Source organism: Vibrio sp. RW, from assembly GCF_027587105.1.
GTDB lineage: Bacteria > Pseudomonadota > Gammaproteobacteria > Enterobacterales > Vibrionaceae > Vibrio > Vibrio toranzoniae.
This window is the reverse complement of sequence record NZ_JAPPTM010000007.1, coordinates 1-21264: the sequence shown is the minus strand read 5'-3', so window position 1 is coordinate 21264 and position 21264 is coordinate 1. Positions and strand designations below refer to the sequence as shown.

Genomic DNA, 21264 nt, shown 5'->3' with positions numbered 1-21264 from the left:
ATGACATTCTTAGCTACCGTCCAGCAGCTAAAGAATGTGAGTATTCCGTGCTGCTCTGTTAAGAGCACCACCAAAAGAAAATTGAAGTTGAAGCAGAATTAAATTTCATGGTTAAAACTTATCAACAATACTGACGAGCGACAACTGTTATTTACGCGCACCAAGAAAATAGGTTTAAGATTAACAGGTTATAGGCTTAATCGTTACTGGCACACAGTCCAGTGATTCGGTCACACATGGCTTTATTGACTATAAAGTGGGTGTTGAGGAACGCTAATTGGGCAAGTGCCGATTCAGCAGTACGCTCGTAACCTTGTGTAAAGCTTGGTAGCAATTGAGCAAACTTAGGAAAGCGTACTTCTAGCCTTCTATCAGACATAAATTCATCAACGAATTCAGGCTCAGGCTGTTCAGTTTGATCCACAAGATCGATCAAACGATCGAGAGCGTAAGATTGAACAAACCGACTGCCCGACAGTTTTTCGCCTCGGTTATAACGAGACATGCCGACATAAAGATTGGTTAATGCTTCACCTATGATCCACGCTTGCGAATTAACTTCTGCAGTGCCCTTTTGTGATGGGATACAGCACTGAGTATCAAATTCAGGTCGCTGCCAAACTATGCGCCCTTCAGCAAAGGGGATATACGCTAACTCGTGGGGTTCAAACACCGCAAACTCGCAAAAAATTCCGTCGGCGTACAGAACTTTATAGCCATCGACAGTATTTCTCACCGCGTAGTCGATTGGGTGAATATTAGATAGCCAATGCAAACTGTCTAAGAAATACTGCTTGTGCCCTGTTTGTACTATCGCGAAAAAATCGACATCTGAATACTGATCAAGTCGCTCCGTTTCAATACCTACTGAGCCCAATCCCAATAAAGCATGAGCCTTACTCGATGCTTCCAAAGACTCCCCGATTGCATCTAAACGCTGGAGTAATTTTTCTGGTGTGTTTATGTGTCTTGTCTGCATCACTATATCCGTTTGCATTGCTTAATCCCTATCAAGTTAAATGCCACTCAACCTAACTGATAGTTAGAACATCTAAGAAGTTTAATTTATAAAATGTGTGTTTTGGATAACGATCTGCGCAAGTTATTGTTTAAGTTACGGTGGGAATTAGAGGTGAGAAAGAGTGTGTTCAACCGATAAACAACACTCTTCTATCATGACTTATCTTTTAATCGCTGATATTTATAACAGCTTCTCTTTGTAAAAACATTAGCTCATAAAAGCTTTGGGGTTAAACCGATGACTTAGCTAAGTAAGCTGCCATTTCTTGTGATGGCACCATGCCTCCGCCTGTCGCCCACACAAGGTGTGTTGCATTCGCTAGCGTCGACTCATCAATTTCTAGACGAGCAAGGTATTCACTATTTTGCTCAACATGAATCGCACCCGGCATACCCGCTAGCGCTGAAGGCTCAAGTTGAACACCCTCTGCTTGGTTCAGTTCGCCTAGCAATTGATACATGCGTTCATCGTTTAATGTGTAGTAACCATCAAGCAAGCGCTCCATCGCTCGACCGACAAAGCCAGATGCCCTCCCCACCGCTAAACCGTCTGCGGCGGTGAAGTTGTCGATACCAAGATCTTGCACCGCAATCTCATCATGCAAACCGGTATGAACACCGAGCAACATACAAGGTGAATGAGTCGGTTCAGCAAAAATACAATGGACATGATCACCAAAAGCCATCTTCAAGCCAAATGCGACACCACCAGGCCCACCACCAACGCCACATGGTAAGTAAACAAATAATGGGTGTTCTTTATCCACTGAAATATGTTGTTGCTCAAATTGCTGTTTGAGCCTTTGCCCTGCCACCGAATAACCAAGGAACAGGGTTTGCGAGTTTTCATCATCAATGAAAAAGCATCGAGGGTCTTGTTCTGCCTCTTTACGTCCTTGCTCCACCGCAACGCCATAGTCTTGTTCATATTCAACAACGTTGACGCCATGCTCACGAAGTTTGCTTTTCTTCCAAGCTCTCGCGTCTGCCGACATATGAACAGAGACCGTAAAGCCTAATTTGGCACTCATGATACCGATCGACATGCCTAAATTACCTGTGGAGCCTACCGCAATGCTGTATTGTTGGAAGAAGTCACGAAATTCAGGTTTGAGCAACTTGCTGTAGTCATCGCTCTCACACAATAACCCGGCTTCAATGGCAAGCTTCTCAGCATGCGTTAGTACTTCATAGATACCACCGCGCGCTTTGATTGAACCTGAAATCGGCAAATGGCTATCTTTCTTCATCATCAAACGCCCTTTTATTGGCTGCCGATAATGAGCTTCTAATGCTAACTTCATTGCAGGGATATCGATAAGCTCAGATTCGATGATGCCATTGGTCGCTTGAGTTTCAGGAAACGCCTTGGCTAGATAAGGAGCAAACCTTTGCAGCCTCATGCTCGCATCGTGAATATCTTGTTCGCCTAATCCCACATAGGGTAAACCTTGCTTCAACGTCGTGATGTTTGGGTTAAACCAAGTCACTTCTTCCAGATCAACTAACCGTTGAAGCAATGGGAAGTCTGAAATGAGCTTGTCAATATTCAATACAGTCATGGGTGACCTTCTCTAGTAAAGCGCGAACTACGCTGGTTCAGTTATTAGTAAACCTATTTAAACGGTAGTTGTGTAATCATTCAATGATCTGTAGGCTAGCTTTTCTTCTCATAAGTAACCAATAGAGCAACCTATGAGGGCCTCTCTTCGTAATAGCACATTTCTGCAATTTTCGACTATGGTTCCGGGACTGCTGTTACTGCCATTCTTAGCCAAAAGTGAAAATCAACAATGGCTCATCACTCTTTGGATTAGCCAACTGCTCGACGTTTATTACCGCACTCTCTTTTGTTGACTTACGTACATCGAATAGCAGCCAAGCCGCATCGCTGGTGGATAAGCTTCATGCTCAAACCGATTCTTGGAGCGTTCCCATTCTGCTGATCGCATCTCTTGCATTTGCGTGCACGATTTTCACTGTACTGGCAGCAAGAGACAAAAAAGTCAGCGTTTAGGCCAAACAGGATGATTATGGCGTCGCGACTTTATTGCCTGCGACTGTCTTAATATATTCACTTGGTGACACTCCAAACTTTCCTTTAAAGCGCTGGCTAAAACGCCCTTCAGATTGGTAGCCACAAGACTGGGCTAACATAGCGACGTTGTGCTGACCGCACTGCATTAAATACAGTGCGTGGCTTAAGCGCACTTCCGCTAATACCTCACGATACTGCATACCTTCAAGTTTGAGTTTACGGATAAGCGTGGTGCGGCTCATCGCAAAATGTTCTGCTACGGACTCTAACGGGTGTTTCTCATCTGGAGAGTGGGAAAGATAGTGACTGAGCTTTTGACTAAAAGAGATGTTTGAGCTAATAAACAGTCGATGCAATACACCCTTCTCCGCCAATTGCTGATATAAACCTTGCAACCAAAATTGCTGAGTCTCTTTGCTCATGCTTTGACGATCAAACGTAAACAAAGCACTCAATGAATCTTGCAAACTACGGTCGGCTTCTACAGTGGCTAGTCCTAACTCGTCTGAGCGCCGCTCACTAAAATCGAGCATCACTTGCGTAGGTTGAAAGTAAAAACTGAATACACGCGAAAGAAAACGCCCCTTATGCGGCATGTTTTCGAAACTCAGTGATGCCGACGCTTCACACAGCAATAGCTCCGAGTGTGTGAGTTCGGTTGATGAATTTTTCCAAAACAAGCGCTTACTGCCGGTGATGATCTGGATAATACTCGGGGATAGAATCCTCACATTTCGCAGCGTCTGTAATTGCTCAGATCGAAAGACGGTCACTTGATATTGATGATTCATCCCATCCCCTTGTTTGGTTGTATTTCTTGTAGCAATAATTGCTTATTGCTTTATTAACCAACTAACGAGTATAAGTCGTGGTTAATCTCGCTTTATCTAACGCCATGCTGTTCAGCGTAAAACCGACCACAGCAGACGGCGTGTTTTCATCTAGGTTAAGCTTATCCGTTGGTAACGCCCAAACAGTGAATTGGTAACGGTGCATACCGTCGTTCTCAGGAGGACAAGCACCACCAAAACCAATCGTCCCGTAATCGATGCGGCTTTCTTTACCACCCAGCTTAGAGATATCAACACCTCTAGGAAGCTCCTTTACCGATAAAGGGATATCAAACGCCACCCAATGCCAGAAGCCGCTTTCTGTTGGTGCGTCTGGGTCGTACGCTGTAATAGCAAAACTTTTGGTACCTTCTGGCGCGTCTTTCCACATCAACTGCGGTGATAAGTTATCACCATCGCAGCCCCAGCTAGAGTATTCAAATGTCTTCGCCATAGGGTGACCTTCTTGAATATCACTACTCGTTAGTTCAAATGCCTGAGCCGCCCCTGCAGCCAAAATACTCATTGCCAATATTGATTTACTAGTTGTTTTCATGGTGGTTCCTCTTATTAGATTTAAATCCAGTATAGTCACTTTCACTCTTAAAAAATGACAATAAGTATACAATCACCCAACTTGGAACCAATAAATGATACTTACTGAAATTCATCCTCATTATACAAGTACATAATTTTAGCCACCTGTATTATTTATCTTGCAGGCTTATCACAGTTTTAAATAAAAATGCACTTGTTGACATTCAGGTTACAAATCTCAACTAAAACTCTTTAGACTCGCCCTAATGACTTTTAATGAGAATAACTGGATGCGCAGGCTGACATTAGCCCTTTGTTTGACCCTTTGGCTCCCAACATTAGCCAATGCCCAAAGTTTGCAAAACAAATGGCAAACCCTGTATCAACTCAGTTGGCAATCGTCTCCTATCTCTATTTCTCAACAAGAGTTATCTCAGTATCCAAAAGTTCTGCTTCAGGAAAGCAGCCGCTACCCCGATTTCACCAAATTCAGTTGGGGCGATATCGCTGCGCTAGCCACAATACAAGATAGTTGCCTAGCGATTAAAAACACCAACCCTTTTTTGAATGATGCGATCGAATTCGAGCTGGCTTTGTGTCAGGAAAAACCGTTGGATTCCATCTGGTTTGCGGCACACTCAAAACGACATCCTGCTGGTGGCAGCTTTGCTGATCGCTATGTCGCTCATTCCCCAGAGAACAGTAAACAAATTCATCCATTTTTGAGTATTAGCAACCCTCTGCACCCGTTGCACAACAAGCTAAAAAGCTTAGAAAAAGGCGGAAAAGAAGCGCTACTCAATGGATACCGCGCTTGGCAACAAGGTGATGTGCTTTGGTTAAGTGGCGAACAAGGTTGGAAAGCGATTCCGTCGGAAATTTGGCAACCTATCGCTGATCAACAAAAAGTAACCTTGTTGGGCGAAAACTGTTCTTTTCGTTACAGTAACCTGTGCCTGACTGAATCGAGCAACGGCACGCTTCTAATGGAAATGTTGACCTTTTGCCTGCTGTTGTTGCTGCTTTCAGTACTAGGTCGAGTCTTATATCTGCGACGAAAAGAGCGCAAAGAGAAGCAGTTTGTGCTGCAGCTCCTCACTCATGAGCTTCGAACCCCGATCACTAGCCTTGGCTTAACCGTCGAAATGTTTAGAAATCGGTACGATGAATTTCCCGATGATACCCAAGATGCGGTTTGGCGCTTAATCTCAGACTATCAAAGGCTCTCTCAGCTCACCGAAAACAGCAAAGTGTACCTAAGTGCGGATCAGTCGGAGCCTTTGTTAAAGCAAAACGCATCCATAGAGGAGTGGCTCGATCATGTATGTGAAAAGCACAATATCGAGTATCAATGTGAATCAAGTGATGCCGAACTTAACCTACCGTATTACTGGCTAACCATCTGCCTAGATAACTTGATTAAAAACGCCAAACAACACGGTAAAGGTGAGGTTTTGGTAAAAGTCGAACTCGCCGAAAAGCTCAGGATTGAGGTGCAAGACGAAGGCCACTTCCCTTCTTTTCTGCAACGGTTTGTATCTCGAACAACACCGAATACCAATCACAGACAAGACAACATGGGCATTGGCCTAACTATTGTCGAACACCTGATGAAACAAGCGAATGGTCGCCTCATTATTCTTCGTAACCCAACCCGATGTATTTTGGAACTAGTTTATGAACACCCTACTGCTGATTGAAGATGACCATCTGCTTGGACAAGGTCTCGTCAGTTTTTTTGAATCCAATGGTTACCCATGCCTTTGGGCGAAGGATTCACAGAGTGCCAGTAAGCAATGGTTTCGAGCCGATCTTGTGATACTGGATCGACAACTCGAAGACGGCGACAGCTTACAACACCTTCCCAATTGGTTACTGCTCAAAGCTCTACCTGTGATTGTGTTAACCGCGAAAGTGGAAGTTCAACAACGTGTTGAAGGCTTAATGGCTGGCGCTAAAGATTACGTAACTAAACCATTTTCAAATGAAGAGTTGCTTGCTCGGGTGATCACACAGCTCCGTCCATTAGGTGTTAGCCACTTGAACTACGTCAACATCCAAATCAACTTGTCGGAACGAATCGCTTATCTGGATGGCAGACCTATCGCACTCAAACCTAAAGAGTTTCAGTTATTAGTTTTGTTTGTTCAGAACCAAGGGCGAGTGTTTCACCGAGATGAATTGCTCAACAAGATTTGGGGTTACCAAGCTTTCCCAAGTACCAGAACCGTTGATAACCACATACTGCGTTTACGTCAAAAGCTACCAGCACTGAATCTAGAAACACATCGTGGAGTTGGTTATCGTTTGGCTGGAGAATCACAATGAAATTAAGGACATTAACAGCACTAATCTGCACGCTACCCTTTGCGTGTCATGCGGCATGGTTTACCAATACGCCATTGCAACACACTTATCAATCACTGCTCAATGATCAACCGCAAGTGGCATGGCAAGAACTGCAAATCGCACTGAATCAGGAGAAACTTGATAACCAACATTGGCTAACCGTAAAACAAGAGATCTTAAGTAGGACTCAATGTGGAAGCGCTCTTGAACAAAGTGCAGCACCCAACAGCCACGTCCAAGTGAGCTTTATCTGGCGCCATGGCCTTTCTTCACAAGGCTATCAGATTAAATTCTCTGTCGAGCAGTTGAATGGAGCGATAGAAGCTCAAACACAACGAATATCTCTGGTGTCGCCTGATGGGAAAACCATTATCGACGGGCAACTCAATTCTGATGCGGCATATCAAGAGATTGAAACTAGCGAAATGTTTCTCAAACCGGAGTCTGGTGTTTACCAGTTAACCATAGGGTCAAACAACTACCCTATTATCGTGGCTTTGGATGACAGTAAACGATGGCTAACACTCGAAAGTAAACTCAACAACCCGCATATTTGGGTAACGTCGCCCAAGGTAATCGACAACTGTCCAGACACCCATGTCAGTTGGCAGTGGTTTGATGAAAATTACAATATGTTAGGTTTCAAGGTGCCAATCAAAACAACGCAAGCACCGGTTCCAACAGAAAGCCCTTCAGGCTCAAAAGCCAAGCACCTGAGTGCTTCGGTGGAAATGTTTGAATATCAAGGTGCGATTGAAATCCAATATGTACAGCGTGTCGCGGTACCTTTCTAAGCTAATACCTTTCTGAGTTAAGCTCGCTATAAAATAGGTATCCACCCCTTAAGGGGAAAATAGAGACATATAGGTGACAAAGAACCATCATAACTTGGGTGTAATAACCGTACTTACTCTTTACGGAACCTAGATATGCTCAGTGTACGTCACCACCTTAACTTTACGTCTTTCGCCATTGCCACTCTCTTCAGCACTTGTGCGTTCTCAGCAAACGCACAAGACAACCAGATAACGCTAACGAATACCAACAACATCGACACCATATCGATTTCAACAAAAACATTAGCGATAGACTGGAATGGCTTAAGCGTGAATAGCGCAGCGCTAACTGTTGATCGCCAACCCCAGCAAGTCACTCAGCTTGTCGCTCACTCCCAAGCCAAGGCTTCTTGGACACTCCTACCAAGCGGAATCCATGTTAAAGCAGAGTTGAAAGAAGATGATCTCCTTGTCCAATTCACCTTACCTTCAAACACGCAAGTAAAACGAAATCACCCCATTGAACTCGTTTGGTTTGACCTTGCTGAACAACAAACTCAAACCCTATTCCTGCCCTTTAGCGAAGGGATGCGTGTGCCTACCAACAATAAGCATTGGGCAAACTATCTAGTCGACAATCATTCAGGAAGTAACACTACTCAAGACTTAAAGATGCCATTTTGGACCGCACAACAGAAGGATCAATTCATCAGTTATCAGATGATTAACCCAGCAAACAACCAATTGCTTTTTTCTGATACACCCTCGGATACGCTCTCCGAAGCCAAGACCAAGATTAATATGAGCGCATCACATCAATTTACCGCGCTGAATCAGTCACAACCTTTTACCGTTCGAATAACACTTGGAGACTCTTGGTTAGATGGCGCCAAACAATACCGCGATTGGCGCATTGATCATGATCTATCTAAATCACTTGCGGAAAAGAAAAAGCGAAATCCAGATGTGAGCAAGCTAATTGGCGCGAGCCACGTGTACCTATTTGGTAAAGATCCGTTAAGCGTCCAAGATGTGAACGACTGGTGGGGATTAAACGCTTGGTATCTAGAGAGATCTCAACTGATTGTTCCAAGTGAGGCCAAGCGAGAACTGTCTTCACTGTCTAAAAGCAAAGATTGGTTCAGCCAATATCACAAACAACTGTTGTTGGACTCTATCAGCCAGTCACTACAAGGCTTGTATCCTGTTGCCACGCCAACACTCACCGACAACACTATTCAAGCTCAATATGCCGCTGCACAGAACAAGAAAAACTGGTTGATTAAGAACGCGTCTTCTTATCTCAATACTCCTGAAACTTGGGGACAAGCCCTGTCGTCGGACATGGTCAGCAACCTAAATAAAGCAGGCCTGAATAAGCTTTGGCTGGGTTTTGATAATTGGATGCCAGCTTTCTATCAACCGAACGCGGTGGAACTAGCTAAACAGTCTGGTTATCTGGTTGGAACCTACGACTCCTACAACACAGCCATACCCGCCAAGCTAAACGACAACTGGTTAACGGCTCAATTACCAACACCTATTCGCGAGACGTGCGCGATTGAACTAGCGGATGGAAGCTTGAAAAAAGGATTCCGAGGTAACGGTTATTATCTAAATCCGAATTGCCATTTAGATTACGTAAAGCAGCGCGCTCAAGACATTATGAGGTTGGGCAACTTCAATAGCTTGTTCTTAGATGTGGATGCGACAGCAATGGCGCGTGAGGATTATCGAGACAATTCCAGTGAGTTGGATATCCTTTCTGGCTTTAATAATCGAATGCAATGGTTAAGTGAGCAACCAAATTTGGTGCTGGGTTCTGAAGATGGCAATAGCCTGACAACCAAAGGTATCGCGTTTGCACACGGCTTAGAAACGGTCGGCTTTGGTTGGACTGACAAAGACATGAAAGAAAACCGCAAGTCGCCTTATTACTTGGGTCGCTGGTATCCTGATCATAAACCGGACTTCTTCTTCAAGCCTGCAAAGGTTAAAGAGCCATACAAGTCGCTACTGTTTTCGCCTCAATATCGCATTCCACTATATCAAGCCGTATTCCATGATGAAGTGATTAACACCCACCATTGGCATTCAGACAGTCTCAAGTTCAGTAATGTGAAAGCAAACCGCGACTTAACTGCCATTCTGTACAACACGCCTGCGATGGTTCACTTAACAAGAGATGAAGCTTTATCGAGTTCAAGCCCAAGGCTGAAGGCATTGAAGCACTATCAAGATGGATTTGAGCCAATACACAGCCTGCTATGGGACAAGGCGCTCGTCGACTTCACGTGGTTAGAAGAGAGCGGCGATGTTCAACAAACCGTGTTTGGTGACGGCAGTAAAATCATCGCAAACTTCTCTGACCAAGCGTTTAGCCAAAACGGTGTCACAATAGCAGCGACTTCTATCAAAGCCTTGTTGAGCAATGGACAAGTCGTTGAGTGGAAACCAAAGCTGAATTGATTAGGTTCGTGCTCTAGTTCTTAATGTCAGGTCTTAATGTTCGGTTCTTTAGCTCTTTGTTCCCCTTAACTTCCTGTTTCGCAGCTAAAGAACTGACGGCTTTGAATCACTTCGATAAACTAAACGAACGCTACTTATTTTTCTCGCTTAGAAAAGCCGTTAGTAGGTAATCAATAAACACCTTTTTACGTTTGGGCATGAGCTGCCTATCGGCATACACCAAACTCACAGACACTTGTGGCATCTCATATTCAGGTAAAAGACGGATTAACCGACCAGTCTTAAAGTGGTCTCTACAAATAAATTCTGGAAGTACTGCAAGCCCTAACCCATCAACACACGCGGTAAGACATGCCGTAATAGTATTGACCTTCAATTGACTCGGTAGCTCTATCAGCTCTGGCTCTCCATCGCCCAATTGTAGTTCCCACTTAGGCAAGCGCGCCGCTTTATTAGCGACCTCAACCATACGAAATGGTGACTTGAGGTCCTTGGGAGTTTTGATTTCGCCAAACTGTTCTAAATATTTAGGGCTAGCGACTAAAACACGCTCAGAGGATGTTAGATAACGAGAGACCAAACTGGAATCTTCCAGCTCACCAATTTGTGCGTAAAGATCGATGCCTTCTCCAATAATATCGACTTCGCGGTTAGTCAGCTCCAAATTCATCGTCACATTCGGATGTTCAAGAAGAAAGCGATGGATGTATTTAGCCAACACTTGGTGCCCCAACTCGACAGGTAAAACCACATTAAGCGGCCCTCGAATTAAATCCTGATTGGCAGAAACCTCTAGTTCAGCTTGGTTCATGATCTCTTGCATTTGCGTGCTCGATAGGTAAAAACGCTCCCCCTCGGGGGTGAGCACCAAGCTACGTGTTGAACGAGTGATCAACCTCACACCTAAATGCTGTTCGAGCTCTGCCAGTTTTCGACTAACGGTGGACTTAGTCATGTTAAGGACTTCAGCAGCTTGCGTGAAACTCCCACAATCAACAACTTGTGTAAAAACCGTCACTGCATTTAAGTCCATCGTACTTCTCCAAAGCTTCTATTGGTTAGATTTTTGCAACAGTGTTTCCTTTTTTTCCTATCTTATCAATCAATCTAATTCATTTACAATTCGTTACATCTAAATAGAAACACAATGAGAAATAGAAATGACAGAGAACAACAACGCTTCGCAATCAGTAAGCACAAAAAAACGTAAAAAAGCGCCGCTTATTGCTACTGCGATCATGCTGTCATTGGGTTTAGCTGGCGCTGGATATTGGTATGGCTACGGCCAGTATTTTGAATCGACCGATAATGCCTACCTACAAGGCGACATCACTAATATTAGCCCTAAGGTATCTGGCTATATTGTTAAGTCTTACGTGAGTGATAACCAATCGGTGAAACAAGGCGACCTATTGGTTCAAATTGATGACCGTGACTACCAAGCAGCCCTCGCTCAAGCTAATGCCCATTTATCCGTCGTACAGTCCGACGTAAAGAACTTAATCGCTCAGCAGACGTTACAACGTAGCAAAATTAACCAAGCAGAAAGTGGCGTCGACTCCGCCGAAGCAGAATATGAACGTGCTATCCAACAAGTACAGCGCTCTCGCAGCTTGTTAAAACGCAATTACGCTTCTCAAGATGAAGTCGATAGCATGGTCGCTCAACAAAAAGTGACCCTTGCGGACTTAGAAGAAGCGAAAGCCAACCTTGTTGCAAGCAATGACCAACTCATCGTTATTGCCAGCGAAATTGAACAAGCCAAAGCATCAGTCACTGAAGCTCAAGCACAAAGAGAACAAGCACAGCTCAACCTTGATTACACTAAAGTCTACGCACCTACCGATGGCATCATTGGTAAACGCAGTGTGCGTGAAGGTTTACTGATTCAAGCCGGTGCTCCGCTTATGAGCTTGGTTCCAAACAACCAGGTATGGATTGAAGCTAACTTCAAAGAGACACAACTTAGCGGCATTCACAAAGGTCAAACGGTTGAAGTTGAGCTAGACGCTTTTCCAGGTCAGCCACTTGAAGGTGTGGTAGACAGCTTCTCCCCTGCTACTGGCGCTAAGTTCGCGCTGCTACCACCTGAAAACGCAACCGGTAACTTCACCAAAATCGTTCAACGTGTGCCTGTGAAAATTACCATCCCAGATCAGCAAGAGTTGAAAGGTCGATTACTCCCTGGCTTGTCTGTGGTTGCGACCATCGATAAACGAGGCTAGACCATGAGCAGCGCCGGTGTTATCACCTCAACCCATGATGAGGACAAAGTATCAACTCGCCATTGGATCGCCCTATTTGGCGGTTTGATTGGTGCGTTCATGGCGATCTTGGATATCCAGATCACCAACTCGTCTCTTAAAGATATTCAAGGTGCCTTGTCTGCAACCTTGGATGAAAGTTCGTGGATTTCGACCTCTTACCTAGTCGCAGAAATGATCGCCATTCCACTCAGTGGTTGGCTTTCAAAAGCGCTCGGTAAACGCCGTTATCTCACGTGGACCACGACAATATTCACCATTTCATCTTTGCTGTGTTCTTTCTCGTGGAACATGACATCGATGATCGTGTTCCGTGCGATGCAAGGTTTTAGTGGTGGAGCATTAATTCCACTCGCCTTCTCACTAGTTATTCAACTGCTGCCGATCAATAAGCGGGCGGTCGGCATGGCACTGTTTGGTGTCACCGCGACGTTTGCTCCGTCTATTGGTCCAACGTTTGGTGGTTGGCTGACCGAAAACTTCTCGTGGCACTATATTTTCTATATCAATATTCCACCCGCTCTGCTTGTGATCACCATGATCCGGTATGGCTTGGATGATGAAAAACTCGACCTTGGCACGCTGAAAAAAGCCGATTGGTTCGGTATCGCGACCATGGCGCTAGGTTTAGGTTGTTTGGAAGTCGTGCTAGAAGAAGGCAACCGTGAGGAGTGGTTTAGCTCAAGCTTTATCGTTGGCTTGAGTATTGTGTCTGCGGTGAGTTTGGTTTACTTCGTGATAAACGAGTTACAACACAAGAAGCCATTGGTGAATTTGCGGCTATTGCGGGATGCGCAGTTTGCGATGTCTTGTATCGCCTATCTGATTTTAGGGATGGCGTTGCTCGGCTCAATCTATGTATTGCCATTGTACTTAACGCAGATCCAGCAATACAACGCGATGGAGATTGGCGAAGTACTGATGTGGATGGGTTTTCCTCAGCTATTGATATTTCCAATCGTGCCTAAGCTGACCCAAATCATTAAGCCCAAATACTTGGTGACCTTTGGCTTCGCGATGTTTGGTTTCAGTTGTTACGTAAACACACACATGACGATTGATTTTGGTGGCCAACAGTTGATTTTGTCTATGGTTCTACGCGCTATCGGTAGCCCGTTTATTATGGTTCCTCTGTCTTTGGTTGCCATGAAGAACATCAGCAAAATGGACACTCCTGACGCTTCTACTTTAACCAACGTAATGCGCAACCTAGGTGGTGCGTTCAGTATTGCGATTATCGCTACGCTACTGGACAACAAGACACGCGAGCATCTTGCACATATCAAAGAGTCGCTACCTTCAGTGAGTCAGTTAGGTTGGCAAACACTCAAAGATCAGCAAGCGTTCTTTATCCAATCTGGCAGTGATGCCGCGACAGCGATGCAACAAGCGCAAGCAAGCTTGTTAGGAACCATGCAACGTGACGCCGCTATCATGGCCTATAATGATGTGTTCTTGATGATGACAGCATTCTTAGCGTTAGCCGCTGTATTGATTCTGAATATGCGTGATTAGATCACTCTAACCCTCTTTACCTAACATTCAAATGGCGAGCTAATCAGTTCGTCATTTTTTTGTTCGTTATTTTTCTAGGTAGCTACACAGAACATTCTATAAAATGAGATTTTCACAGCATAGAAAATAGTATTCTATCAATATCTTAATAGTTAAAAATCCAGGTTTCCAGGACCTTGACTTTATGCAACACGACACCTAAATTGAATTTATAGTTGAATATCTAGGGAAAGAAGATTTGAACTTATCGCCAGGCCTAAGGGTTTTAATTGTGGACGACTCTAGGAGTGCCACTATTCTTATCAAACAGCAACTTGTCAGCCTGGGTATTTCGCATGGAAATATTTTCATTGCGACCAACTATCAACAAGCGGTCAAAGCAGTTGAAACACACTCTTTCCATGTACTTCTCATCGACTATCATCTAGAGCAATCTTTTACCGGTTTTGAACTGCTAGGTATTCTCTATCGTAACCGACTTATAGACCATACCGTTGCGACAATATTGCTATCTGGTGACATGCGTCAGGAAACGGTATTGACTGCTTTATCCGGTGAAGCACAACATTTTATTACCAAACCAATCAATACTACCGCGCTTGGAAAGAAGGTCCAAACAGCACTGCTTGAAGCAAAACAAATATCTCAGCTCATTAACCTTTACCCCATAAATGATCAAGCAGCACTGAAATCCGCATTAAAAATTCCCGGTAAAAATACCAAGGGACAGTTTGAAGCAACGTTAATTGAGCATTTGATTACTGGTAAGAAGTGGGACCTGCTCTCAGATTTACTCAATGAATCGAAGACCAATATGCACCCAACAAAACTGGTCGCAGAAGCATTGATTTTAGATGGGTTAGGTAAACCAAAATCAGCGATAAATAAACTGCACAACTACCTCGTTGCACAACCGCTTTCTTTGAGCGTAATAGACTGTCTAAGCTGTCTTTACGAAAAACATCAGATGTTATTGCCAGCCTTAAAGTTAGCATTACGATCTTTTGAATTAACGCCTAGTGTCAGCCATCGCGCCATCGATTTAGCTGAAAACGCCGACAATACACAAGTATTAATCAAATTAGGTGAGATTTATGCGAGCAGCATTTCATCTGCCGATATTGATGCCCTTAATTCCATATCAACCTACTTCAACTCTTTGAAAGCGACGTATGAGCGTGAAACGAATACCAACAATAAAAAAACACTGATCGAACATGCAGGCCAGTTCGCAACACAGGTCAATTTAAAACTACCAAGCAATCTTCAAAATCAAGTACTCTCAAACTTGGCTATCTTCCACTGTCACATACTCATACTTGAAAACAATGAAAAGCTTGCACATCAAAAACTGGTCAAAGCGGCCACGTTACTTTCTTACCGCTTTTACGAAACCCCAACCGACCTACTCAACCGATTGTTGCCACTATTTGCTCACTTTGGAGAGTACTCCTTATATCGTGTAGTCATAGAATGTATCCAATTGCGTGGTGCTACTGTATTGCATCGAGAACAGCCTAAAACACTGTCACCTTCCATGTTGGTCAACCTCGAAAGTTTGGATTCGATAAAAGTCATTAAAGACTATATTCACAGCTATCCCTATTCGATAGCCGCTAAGCTTGACTATCTATATGCTGTGAATAGAACTCAAATACAAGAACAGCTTAGTAACGACTTTATACAAGACATCACACAATTAGAACTTCCCAAAAGATGGAAGCAATGGATTAACGAGGCATCGCGTTATGGTTTTTCCACTAAACCTCCGAGCCCAATTTCAACATGTAACCGACAGGAGTCCTTATGCTAGATTTCGATGCTTTAAACGATTACTTAGATAACGACAGAGATGTCATCTTCGTAGTGTTATCGACGTATCAAGAAGATCATGGCAATTCGTTAAACGAAATACATGAATTAGTGCAACAGCAAGATTGGGGGAAGCTTCACTTTACGGTACACACACTGAAAGGCATATTAGCCAGCTTTGGTGAAAAAGAAGCCACAGCGGCCTTAGAACGGGTTGAGCAGAACACACTTAATAAACTCGCACCACAAGATAACGACCTTGCCGTTATATATAGAGAAATAAAAATTATCAACCAACAAATAGATGGAGTACTCAGCACCTATTAACCACAGGGTTCGGTAATTCAGGCAAGTGATAGCTAAACATAGAAAAGAACTCGAGTGCTCTGGATTATTTAAAGCCTTGTTCTTTGGCTTGTTTTTATATTTGAATTCCCAAAAGCACGTCTTTAAATTCACCATGACCATTTCGAATCGACGACAGATCACACTGACTTTGCAAACGATTACATACTCAGAACGAAACGCGTACTTTCAAACAAAAATCAGTTAAAGATTTGTACTAACTTTTGTGACAACAGCATATGAAATTACATTTTATTTGTTGGTAAAGAAGAAACTGTTACCTACACTCTAATGAAATAACACAATAACAATCAAGTTGCATAAAAACAGAACGTTCAGTCGGCTATATAAGGACAAGGAAATGAACAATGAAGGTTTTGCTAAGTTCCAAGGATTTATAGATGATTCTCCTATTAAAGACCGCTTTTGTGCAAGTCGGGAGCCCTATGCTCACTATCTGAAAGATATTGTGGGCATCGATTTGTTATCGCGTGAAGATGAATTATATTACGCAAAATTGAACCGTTCAGGCGACAAAAAAGCTCGTGATCTCATGATCGAATCTAACTTACGTCTTGTGGTAAAAGTTGCTAAGAGTTATCTGAAGCGTAAAGGGAATAACTTTACGTTGTTGGACCTCATTGAAGAAGGCAACATCGGCCTGATCAAAGCGATTGACAAATACGACCCTGATCCGGGTTATCGGTTTTCAACCTACGCAGTGTGGTGGATTCGTGAAAACATCGAATCCGCATTGATGAACAAAGGGCGTACTGTTCGGTTACCGGCTCACGTTTGCAAAGAAATAAATAACCTCGCATCAAAAAAACTTACTATGAGTAGAAAAATGAGTAAAGAGGTTTCTATTTCAGAACTATCGAAAAATTCTGGTATTAAAGCCGAACGTGTTGACCAACTAGTCTCTTTAAGTGGGTTTATTGATGTCACAACAACGGTTGATATCAATCACGTACCTTTAGTTTTGGAGCAATGTGAATGTGAACACATTCCAGATCCTCAGCAAAATTGTGAGGATCAATGTTTTACAGAAGCATTAGAGCAAATTATAAACACGTTGCCGCCTAGGTTACAGAAAGTGCTTATTCATCGTTTTGGCTTCTTCGAAAATAAGGTAAAAACATTATCTGAAGTTGGTGAAATGCTCGATATCAATGTTTCCAATGAGCGGGTAAGGCAAATGCAAAAAGAGGCGATTGAGAGGATTCAAAAGCGGCTTCAATTTGACGGTTGGGTGTAATTAAACCTTTTTCCTGTTCAGACACACGATCAAACTTTCATCAATATGTTCGTCGCCTATAACCAGTTGTAGGCGCTACCAAATATTGTCAATAAACCACTATAGCCAAAAAACATGACTTAAGGGTGAGCGAACTATGCCGCCCTCCTCTCCCTCAATATCACTTCCATCTTTACATTTTTTTCGATGAGTTAATCACAATATCAATAATTTTAACTACAAATCACATAACTTAAAGCTTCATAGATACAGTCGTAAGTACTTACGACACTGCTGATTAGACCCTATAACAAAGCCAATAAGAAAACGGAACTTCATCACTACAATATGTGCTCTTCATATAAAACTCGCTCACTGCGTAATAACAAGTAATTGACATAAGTGGTTTCTATACAGTCTTGATCCCACACAGATAGAATTCGTTTGGCTGCGAAATAATAATCTCTGTTTCGCAATAACACCCCTACAGTATGGCTCAGTTTCTCAAAGCGGATTTGGTCGCTTTTCGAAATGTAGTTATCATCACTTTTAATGATAGGAGCTAACCCATCAGCAAACCAATTATTTAGGATTTCCCGCATTTCCAATTCAGACTCAGGCACATCCACACTCGACAACTCGCGGTGTAGAGGGGGCGGCACGATGTACTTTGACGCTTGCGGTGAACTGACATATCGATACATATCGTTCCTCCTTTTGTTTAGTCTTTATTATAGCTAAGAGCATTTTTATCAATTCTCAATATTTTGTTGCTGGGTAATCCGCATGAACCATAAAAAAGCCATGTAGAGATAACTCTACATGGCTTTATTCATACAAATTAACACAGGGCTCTAGAAATTAAATTGAGCTTTGGTCAAAATCGTTGCTTTGGTCGGTACCGGTTTGTGAATCTGAATCGTAGCTGCCAGAGTCGTCCGTGAAGTCAACGCCTTGCTCTTGACCACCTGAACTTGTCCAATCGCTACTGCCAGACTCCATACCAGCCATGTCCGCTTGCTGCTCTTGAGTAGAACCTTGCATGGTGTATTGATCATCGACTTCAACTTCAACAGAACCACTTGCACCGTCTATTGAGCTACCCAATTCGTCGTAACCTTGGAACTGGATCTCGCTAGTCCCTTCATAACCCTCAGGAAGTTCAACCGATACAGACTGATCCAAGTTGCCACTGACTGTAAAGCTACCGTCACCGTTATCCAACGCGTTACTTACAGTCGAGCCCTCAGGTAAGCCGGACATTTCAGCGTAATCAACGGATTCGTTAGCGCTCACTTCATCTGGTATTGAGATAGATATAGTATCGCCCGGTGCGGCAGTGACATCAGCAGAGCTATCGTTGGCTTCAGCCTCTTGAGCTTGGTCATCAGCTTGTTGTCCAACTTCCACCGGTTGCTCTTCTGGTACTTGAGCGGCTTGTACTTGTGACTCCTCACTTTGTGCCGAATCATCGGCAACTTGAAGACCTAAGCTATGGCTCGACACTTCACCGCCATCGTCAACTTCGACATTCATGGCTAAGTTGCCATCGAAATCTTCATTAGGCCAATACGTCCACTCACCTTCGCCAGATTCAGCAAAGAAACCAGCATCGTTAACATCTGCAACATCGACAATGTTTGCCGTATCACTAACGCCTAACTCATCCACCAATTGCGATTCTGTGATAGTTAATGAACCATCACCTGCTAAGGCATAACCTTCACTTACCGTTGCTTCATCGCCGCCTTGAATATCTACGTTGAAAAAGCTCTCGATGCGATTTTCACCATCCGTCGCAATGAAGCCAACTTGAACATCTCCGGTGTAGTTTTCAGCAGGTGTGAATTGATAGTTACCTTGATTATCACTCTCTATCACGCCCTGACCTTCCATTAAGCTTACTGACTCAATGCTCAAACTATCGCCCTCTGCATCGCTCAGGTTCGCTAACATGTCTTCATCAGTAAATGACAAAGTGGCATCCGCCGACATTTCTGTTGTCGCGATGCTGTTAACTTCTGGTGCTGCATTCTCTTGTAAATCGCCTTCTTTTACGACTACGCCTGTTTGCTCATCATGAAGCACACCATCTTTATCAATCACGTAAGCAATGTCTGCTTCACCAGTAAAGCCTGGAGCCGGTGTGAAAGTCCATGTGCCATCGCCATTGTCGATAATTTCACCTTGGCTACGGTCTGCAAGATGAACCAGTTTCACTTCATCATCACCATCCGCATTCACGTTTTCAGCCAAGCCGATCAGTTCATCAGTTGTTAAGATGATGGCGTCACCCGCTACCGTTTCGAAGTCACCTGAATCGATACCATCTTGGAACGCTTCTGGATCATCGCCGTAATCGACCGTTGTTGCGCTAACGGTGATGAAGAATTCACCACTGAAGTTTTCAGGAGGCGTCATTTGAATGTTTGAGATATCCCATTCGAACAGGTCTATATATTGACCCGGTTCGGTGATCATCACAGTGTTTACACCATCCGTCACTTCGAATCCGACAGGGAAACCGGTCATCACTAGGTTACTTAACGTTTCTGAATCGTCGACCAGACCAACGTTCAGTCCTAGGTGACCCGTTTCATCTTCACCGAAGACTAACGGACCGTCATGGTCGGTTGTAATAACCGCGCCATCTGCGACTGGACGTACAAACACAGGAACATCAAGAACCGTTTCAAATTCGCCGTCACTTACAACCACTTGTAGATCAGACGTACCAGAAAAGTCGCCGGTTGGTGTGAATGTCCAAGTTCCGTCACCGTTGTCAGTGAGCTCACCGCCATCCTCTCCCTCTGCGTTGATGATTCGTGAAACAACTAAGTCTGTAGTATCAATGTCACCGAACAGGTTCATCAAATCGCCAGCATCGAAGGTGAACGCACCATCTTCGTTTGTGGTCATCATTGCGTTACCGACATTAAATGGTGCGTCGTTAACTGGAATCACATCTACATTCAGTGAGCCCTCAACCACTTCTTCGCCATCAGTTGCTTGATATCCTAGCTCTACTAAGCCATTAAAGTCTTGAGTAGTGACTAAGTGATACATGCCGTCAGGCTGCTGAGTTAAGGTCGCATTCGCAGGAGCTCGAACCGTGATGCTCTCAATGCTGATCTCGTCACCATCAAGATCCGTCACTTGATCTGCAATGTAAGCAGGGTCAATCACCATGACCACATCTTCTTCGCCTTGCATCTCAATCGTTGGCGCTTCAGGTGCATCATTCACTGGCGTAACATCGATGTTGCCGTCGACCGAAATTGTCTCTTGGCCATCGCTAACGTTAAACGTCATTGGTACATCGCCATTGAAGTTCTCGTTCGGTGTGAATGACCAAGTACCATCTTCGTTGTCTAGCAACTCACCCAAGCTAGGGTCGATTTGTAGACCAGAAGCTGACAGCTCATCTGCGGTGTTATCGATATCCGTAGCCTGAGCCAGCAACATATCTTGAGTGATCAAAATGGTGCTGTCTTCGGCTGTAGTAAGTTTCACATCCTCAGATTCAGGCCCATCGTTCACAGCTAGAACTTCAATACCCGCAGTTGTGGTCGCTGTTGCACCATCGTCATCGATAATGGTCACATCAAGGCTGATGTCGCCGTTAAAGTTTTCGTTTGTTGCAAAGGTCACTGAGCCGTCTTCGTTTTGAACCAAGATACCGTCGGCACCCGAGTAGCTCACGCTATCAAGCGACACGTCACCGTCCACATCCGAGCTGTTAGCAATCAACTGATCAGGACTCAATGTGATGGTGCCATCTTCGTTCATTTGGTAAGACGTAGTGCCCGCCACTGGTGCGTCGTTGACATCCGTTACCGTTACCGTTACGTCGATGTTTGCATTAACTGTCTCTGTTCCGTCAGATACTGAGAAGCCAAGGTTTACATCGCCATTGAAGTTCTCGTTCGGAGCAAAGCTATACGTGCCATCACCGTTATCGGTGAACACACCTTCAGCGCCCGTGTACGACACATCCGTGATAGACAGCTCATCACCATCTATATCTGCAGCGCCCGCTAATAGATCGGCGTCTGTGAAGGTTAACGAGCCG

The 21264-nt window shown here is 44.0% G+C and carries 16 protein-coding genes and 1 pseudogene; 10 read left to right on the top strand and 7 right to left on the bottom strand.

The genetic code is table 11. The annotated features are described in order from the left end of the window. Positions 1 to 196: 196 nt before the first annotated feature. Both OCT63_RS08105 and OCT63_RS08100 read right to left on the bottom strand, forming a co-directional pair. On the bottom strand, positions 197 to 997 hold the full coding sequence (locus tag OCT63_RS08105) for a hypothetical protein (protein ID WP_269983534.1): 801 nt from the start codon (positions 995 to 997) through the stop codon (positions 197 to 199). 253 nt (positions 998 to 1250) lie between these two features. Further along, a complete protein-coding gene (locus tag OCT63_RS08100) occupies positions 1251 to 2582 on the bottom strand; it encodes a D-serine ammonia-lyase (protein WP_161684293.1) in 1332 nt (443 codons plus the stop codon). A 160-nt stretch (positions 2583 to 2742) separates the two neighbouring features. On the opposite strand from OCT63_RS08100, the pseudogene OCT63_RS08095 reads away from it, so the two are divergent. Further along, positions 2743 to 3037, top strand: a pseudogene (locus OCT63_RS08095) (MFS transporter); the annotation flags it as partial. A 14-nt stretch (positions 3038 to 3051) separates the two neighbouring features. Here the strand turns inward: OCT63_RS08095 and OCT63_RS08090 are convergent. Beyond that, positions 3052 to 3849 (bottom strand): helix-turn-helix transcriptional regulator, encoded by a 798-nt coding sequence (locus tag OCT63_RS08090; protein WP_161684291.1) that lies wholly within the window; start codon positions 3847 to 3849, stop codon positions 3052 to 3054. A gap of 61 nt (positions 3850 to 3910) precedes the next feature. After that, entirely contained in the window at positions 3911 to 4444 is a 534-nt protein-coding gene (locus tag OCT63_RS08085; RefSeq protein WP_269983533.1) for a YbhB/YbcL family Raf kinase inhibitor-like protein, read from the bottom strand. Positions 4445 to 4715: 271 nt separating this feature from the next. Between OCT63_RS08085 and OCT63_RS08080 the strand changes: the two genes are divergently transcribed. From OCT63_RS08080 to OCT63_RS08065, 4 genes are all read left to right on the top strand, one after another. Continuing rightward, entirely contained in the window at positions 4716 to 6125 is a 1410-nt protein-coding gene (locus tag OCT63_RS08080; RefSeq protein ID WP_269983613.1) for an ATP-binding protein, read from the top strand. Then, complete coding sequence (locus OCT63_RS08075; protein ID WP_269983532.1) at positions 6103 to 6753, top strand: response regulator transcription factor; 651 nt, start codon at positions 6103 to 6105, stop codon at positions 6751 to 6753. Before OCT63_RS08080 ends, OCT63_RS08075 begins: the two co-directional genes overlap by 23 nt. Beyond that, positions 6750 to 7568, top strand: coding sequence for a DUF2861 family protein (locus tag OCT63_RS08070; protein ID WP_269983531.1), 819 nt, complete (start codon positions 6750 to 6752; stop codon positions 7566 to 7568). The genes OCT63_RS08075 and OCT63_RS08070 overlap by 4 nt, the downstream gene beginning before the upstream one ends. 135 nt (positions 7569 to 7703) lie before the next feature. Beyond that, complete coding sequence (locus tag OCT63_RS08065; protein ID WP_269983530.1) at positions 7704 to 10019, top strand: glycoside hydrolase; 2316 nt, start codon at positions 7704 to 7706, stop codon at positions 10017 to 10019. Positions 10020 to 10149: 130 nt separating this feature from the next. On the opposite strand, the gene OCT63_RS08060 is transcribed toward OCT63_RS08065, so the two are convergent. Then, a complete protein-coding gene (locus OCT63_RS08060) occupies positions 10150 to 11052 on the bottom strand; it encodes a LysR family transcriptional regulator (RefSeq protein ID WP_060466848.1) in 903 nt (300 codons plus the stop codon). Between the two features lie 127 nt (positions 11053 to 11179). On the opposite strand from OCT63_RS08060, the gene OCT63_RS08055 reads away from it, so the two are divergent. The 5 genes from OCT63_RS08055 to OCT63_RS08035 all read left to right on the top strand — a co-directional run bounded on the left by OCT63_RS08055 (position 11180) and on the right by OCT63_RS08035 (position 17213). Further along, positions 11180 to 12244, top strand: a complete 1065-nt coding sequence (locus tag OCT63_RS08055) for an HlyD family secretion protein (RefSeq protein ID WP_269983529.1) — start codon at positions 11180 to 11182, stop codon at positions 12242 to 12244. Positions 12245 to 12247: 3 nt separating this feature from the next. Further along, entirely contained in the window at positions 12248 to 13798 is a 1551-nt protein-coding gene (locus OCT63_RS08050; RefSeq protein WP_060466850.1) for a DHA2 family efflux MFS transporter permease subunit, read from the top strand. A 238-nt stretch (positions 13799 to 14036) separates the two neighbouring features. After that, positions 14037 to 15611 carry a response regulator gene (locus tag OCT63_RS08045; RefSeq protein WP_269983528.1) on the top strand — a complete coding sequence of 525 codons (1575 nt, stop codon included), beginning with the start codon at positions 14037 to 14039 and terminating at the stop codon, positions 15609 to 15611. Beyond that, a complete protein-coding gene (locus OCT63_RS08040; protein ID WP_060466852.1) occupies positions 15605 to 15937 on the top strand; it encodes an Hpt domain-containing protein in 333 nt (110 codons plus the stop codon). Before OCT63_RS08045 ends, OCT63_RS08040 begins: the two co-directional genes overlap by 7 nt. A 379-nt stretch (positions 15938 to 16316) precedes the next feature. Beyond that, positions 16317 to 17213, top strand: coding sequence for a sigma-70 family RNA polymerase sigma factor (locus OCT63_RS08035; protein WP_269983527.1), 897 nt, complete (start codon positions 16317 to 16319; stop codon positions 17211 to 17213). A gap of 320 nt (positions 17214 to 17533) precedes the next feature. Here OCT63_RS08035 and OCT63_RS08030 read toward each other — a convergent pair whose 3' ends face one another. Both OCT63_RS08030 and OCT63_RS08025 read right to left on the bottom strand, forming a co-directional pair. Beyond that, positions 17534 to 17896, bottom strand: coding sequence for a hypothetical protein (locus tag OCT63_RS08030; protein ID WP_161674363.1), 363 nt, complete (start codon positions 17894 to 17896; stop codon positions 17534 to 17536). A gap of 157 nt (positions 17897 to 18053) precedes the next feature. After that, the coding region (locus tag OCT63_RS08025) for a cadherin-like domain-containing protein (RefSeq protein WP_269983526.1) at positions 18054 to 21264 on the bottom strand (3211 nt) is incomplete at its 5' end.

Coding starts and splice junctions, on each gene's coding strand:
- OCT63_RS08060 (WP_060466848.1), bottom strand. CDS start 11,052: ATGGACTTAAATGCAGTGACGGTTTTTACACAAGTTGTTGATTGTGGG.
- OCT63_RS08100 (WP_161684293.1), bottom strand. CDS start 2,582: ATGACTGTATTGAATATTGACAAGCTCATTTCAGACTTCCCATTGCTT.
- OCT63_RS08070 (WP_269983531.1), top strand. CDS start 6,750: ATGAAATTAAGGACATTAACAGCACTAATCTGCACGCTACCCTTTGCG.
- OCT63_RS08050 (WP_060466850.1), top strand. CDS start 12,248: ATGAGCAGCGCCGGTGTTATCACCTCAACCCATGATGAGGACAAAGTA.
- OCT63_RS08085 (WP_269983533.1), bottom strand. CDS start 4,444: ATGAAAACAACTAGTAAATCAATATTGGCAATGAGTATTTTGGCTGCA.
- OCT63_RS08105 (WP_269983534.1), bottom strand. CDS start 997: ATGCAAACGGATATAGTGATGCAGACAAGACACATAAACACACCAGAA.
- OCT63_RS08075 (WP_269983532.1), top strand. CDS start 6,103: ATGAACACCCTACTGCTGATTGAAGATGACCATCTGCTTGGACAAGGT.
- OCT63_RS08080 (WP_269983613.1), top strand. CDS start 4,716: ATGCGCAGGCTGACATTAGCCCTTTGTTTGACCCTTTGGCTCCCAACA.
- OCT63_RS08055 (WP_269983529.1), top strand. CDS start 11,180: ATGACAGAGAACAACAACGCTTCGCAATCAGTAAGCACAAAAAAACGT.
- OCT63_RS08035 (WP_269983527.1), top strand. CDS start 16,317: ATGAACAATGAAGGTTTTGCTAAGTTCCAAGGATTTATAGATGATTCT.
- OCT63_RS08040 (WP_060466852.1), top strand. CDS start 15,605: ATGCTAGATTTCGATGCTTTAAACGATTACTTAGATAACGACAGAGAT.
- OCT63_RS08030 (WP_161674363.1), bottom strand. CDS start 17,896: ATGTATCGATATGTCAGTTCACCGCAAGCGTCAAAGTACATCGTGCCG.
- OCT63_RS08090 (WP_161684291.1), bottom strand. CDS start 3,849: ATGAATCATCAATATCAAGTGACCGTCTTTCGATCTGAGCAATTACAG.
- OCT63_RS08065 (WP_269983530.1), top strand. CDS start 7,704: ATGCTCAGTGTACGTCACCACCTTAACTTTACGTCTTTCGCCATTGCC.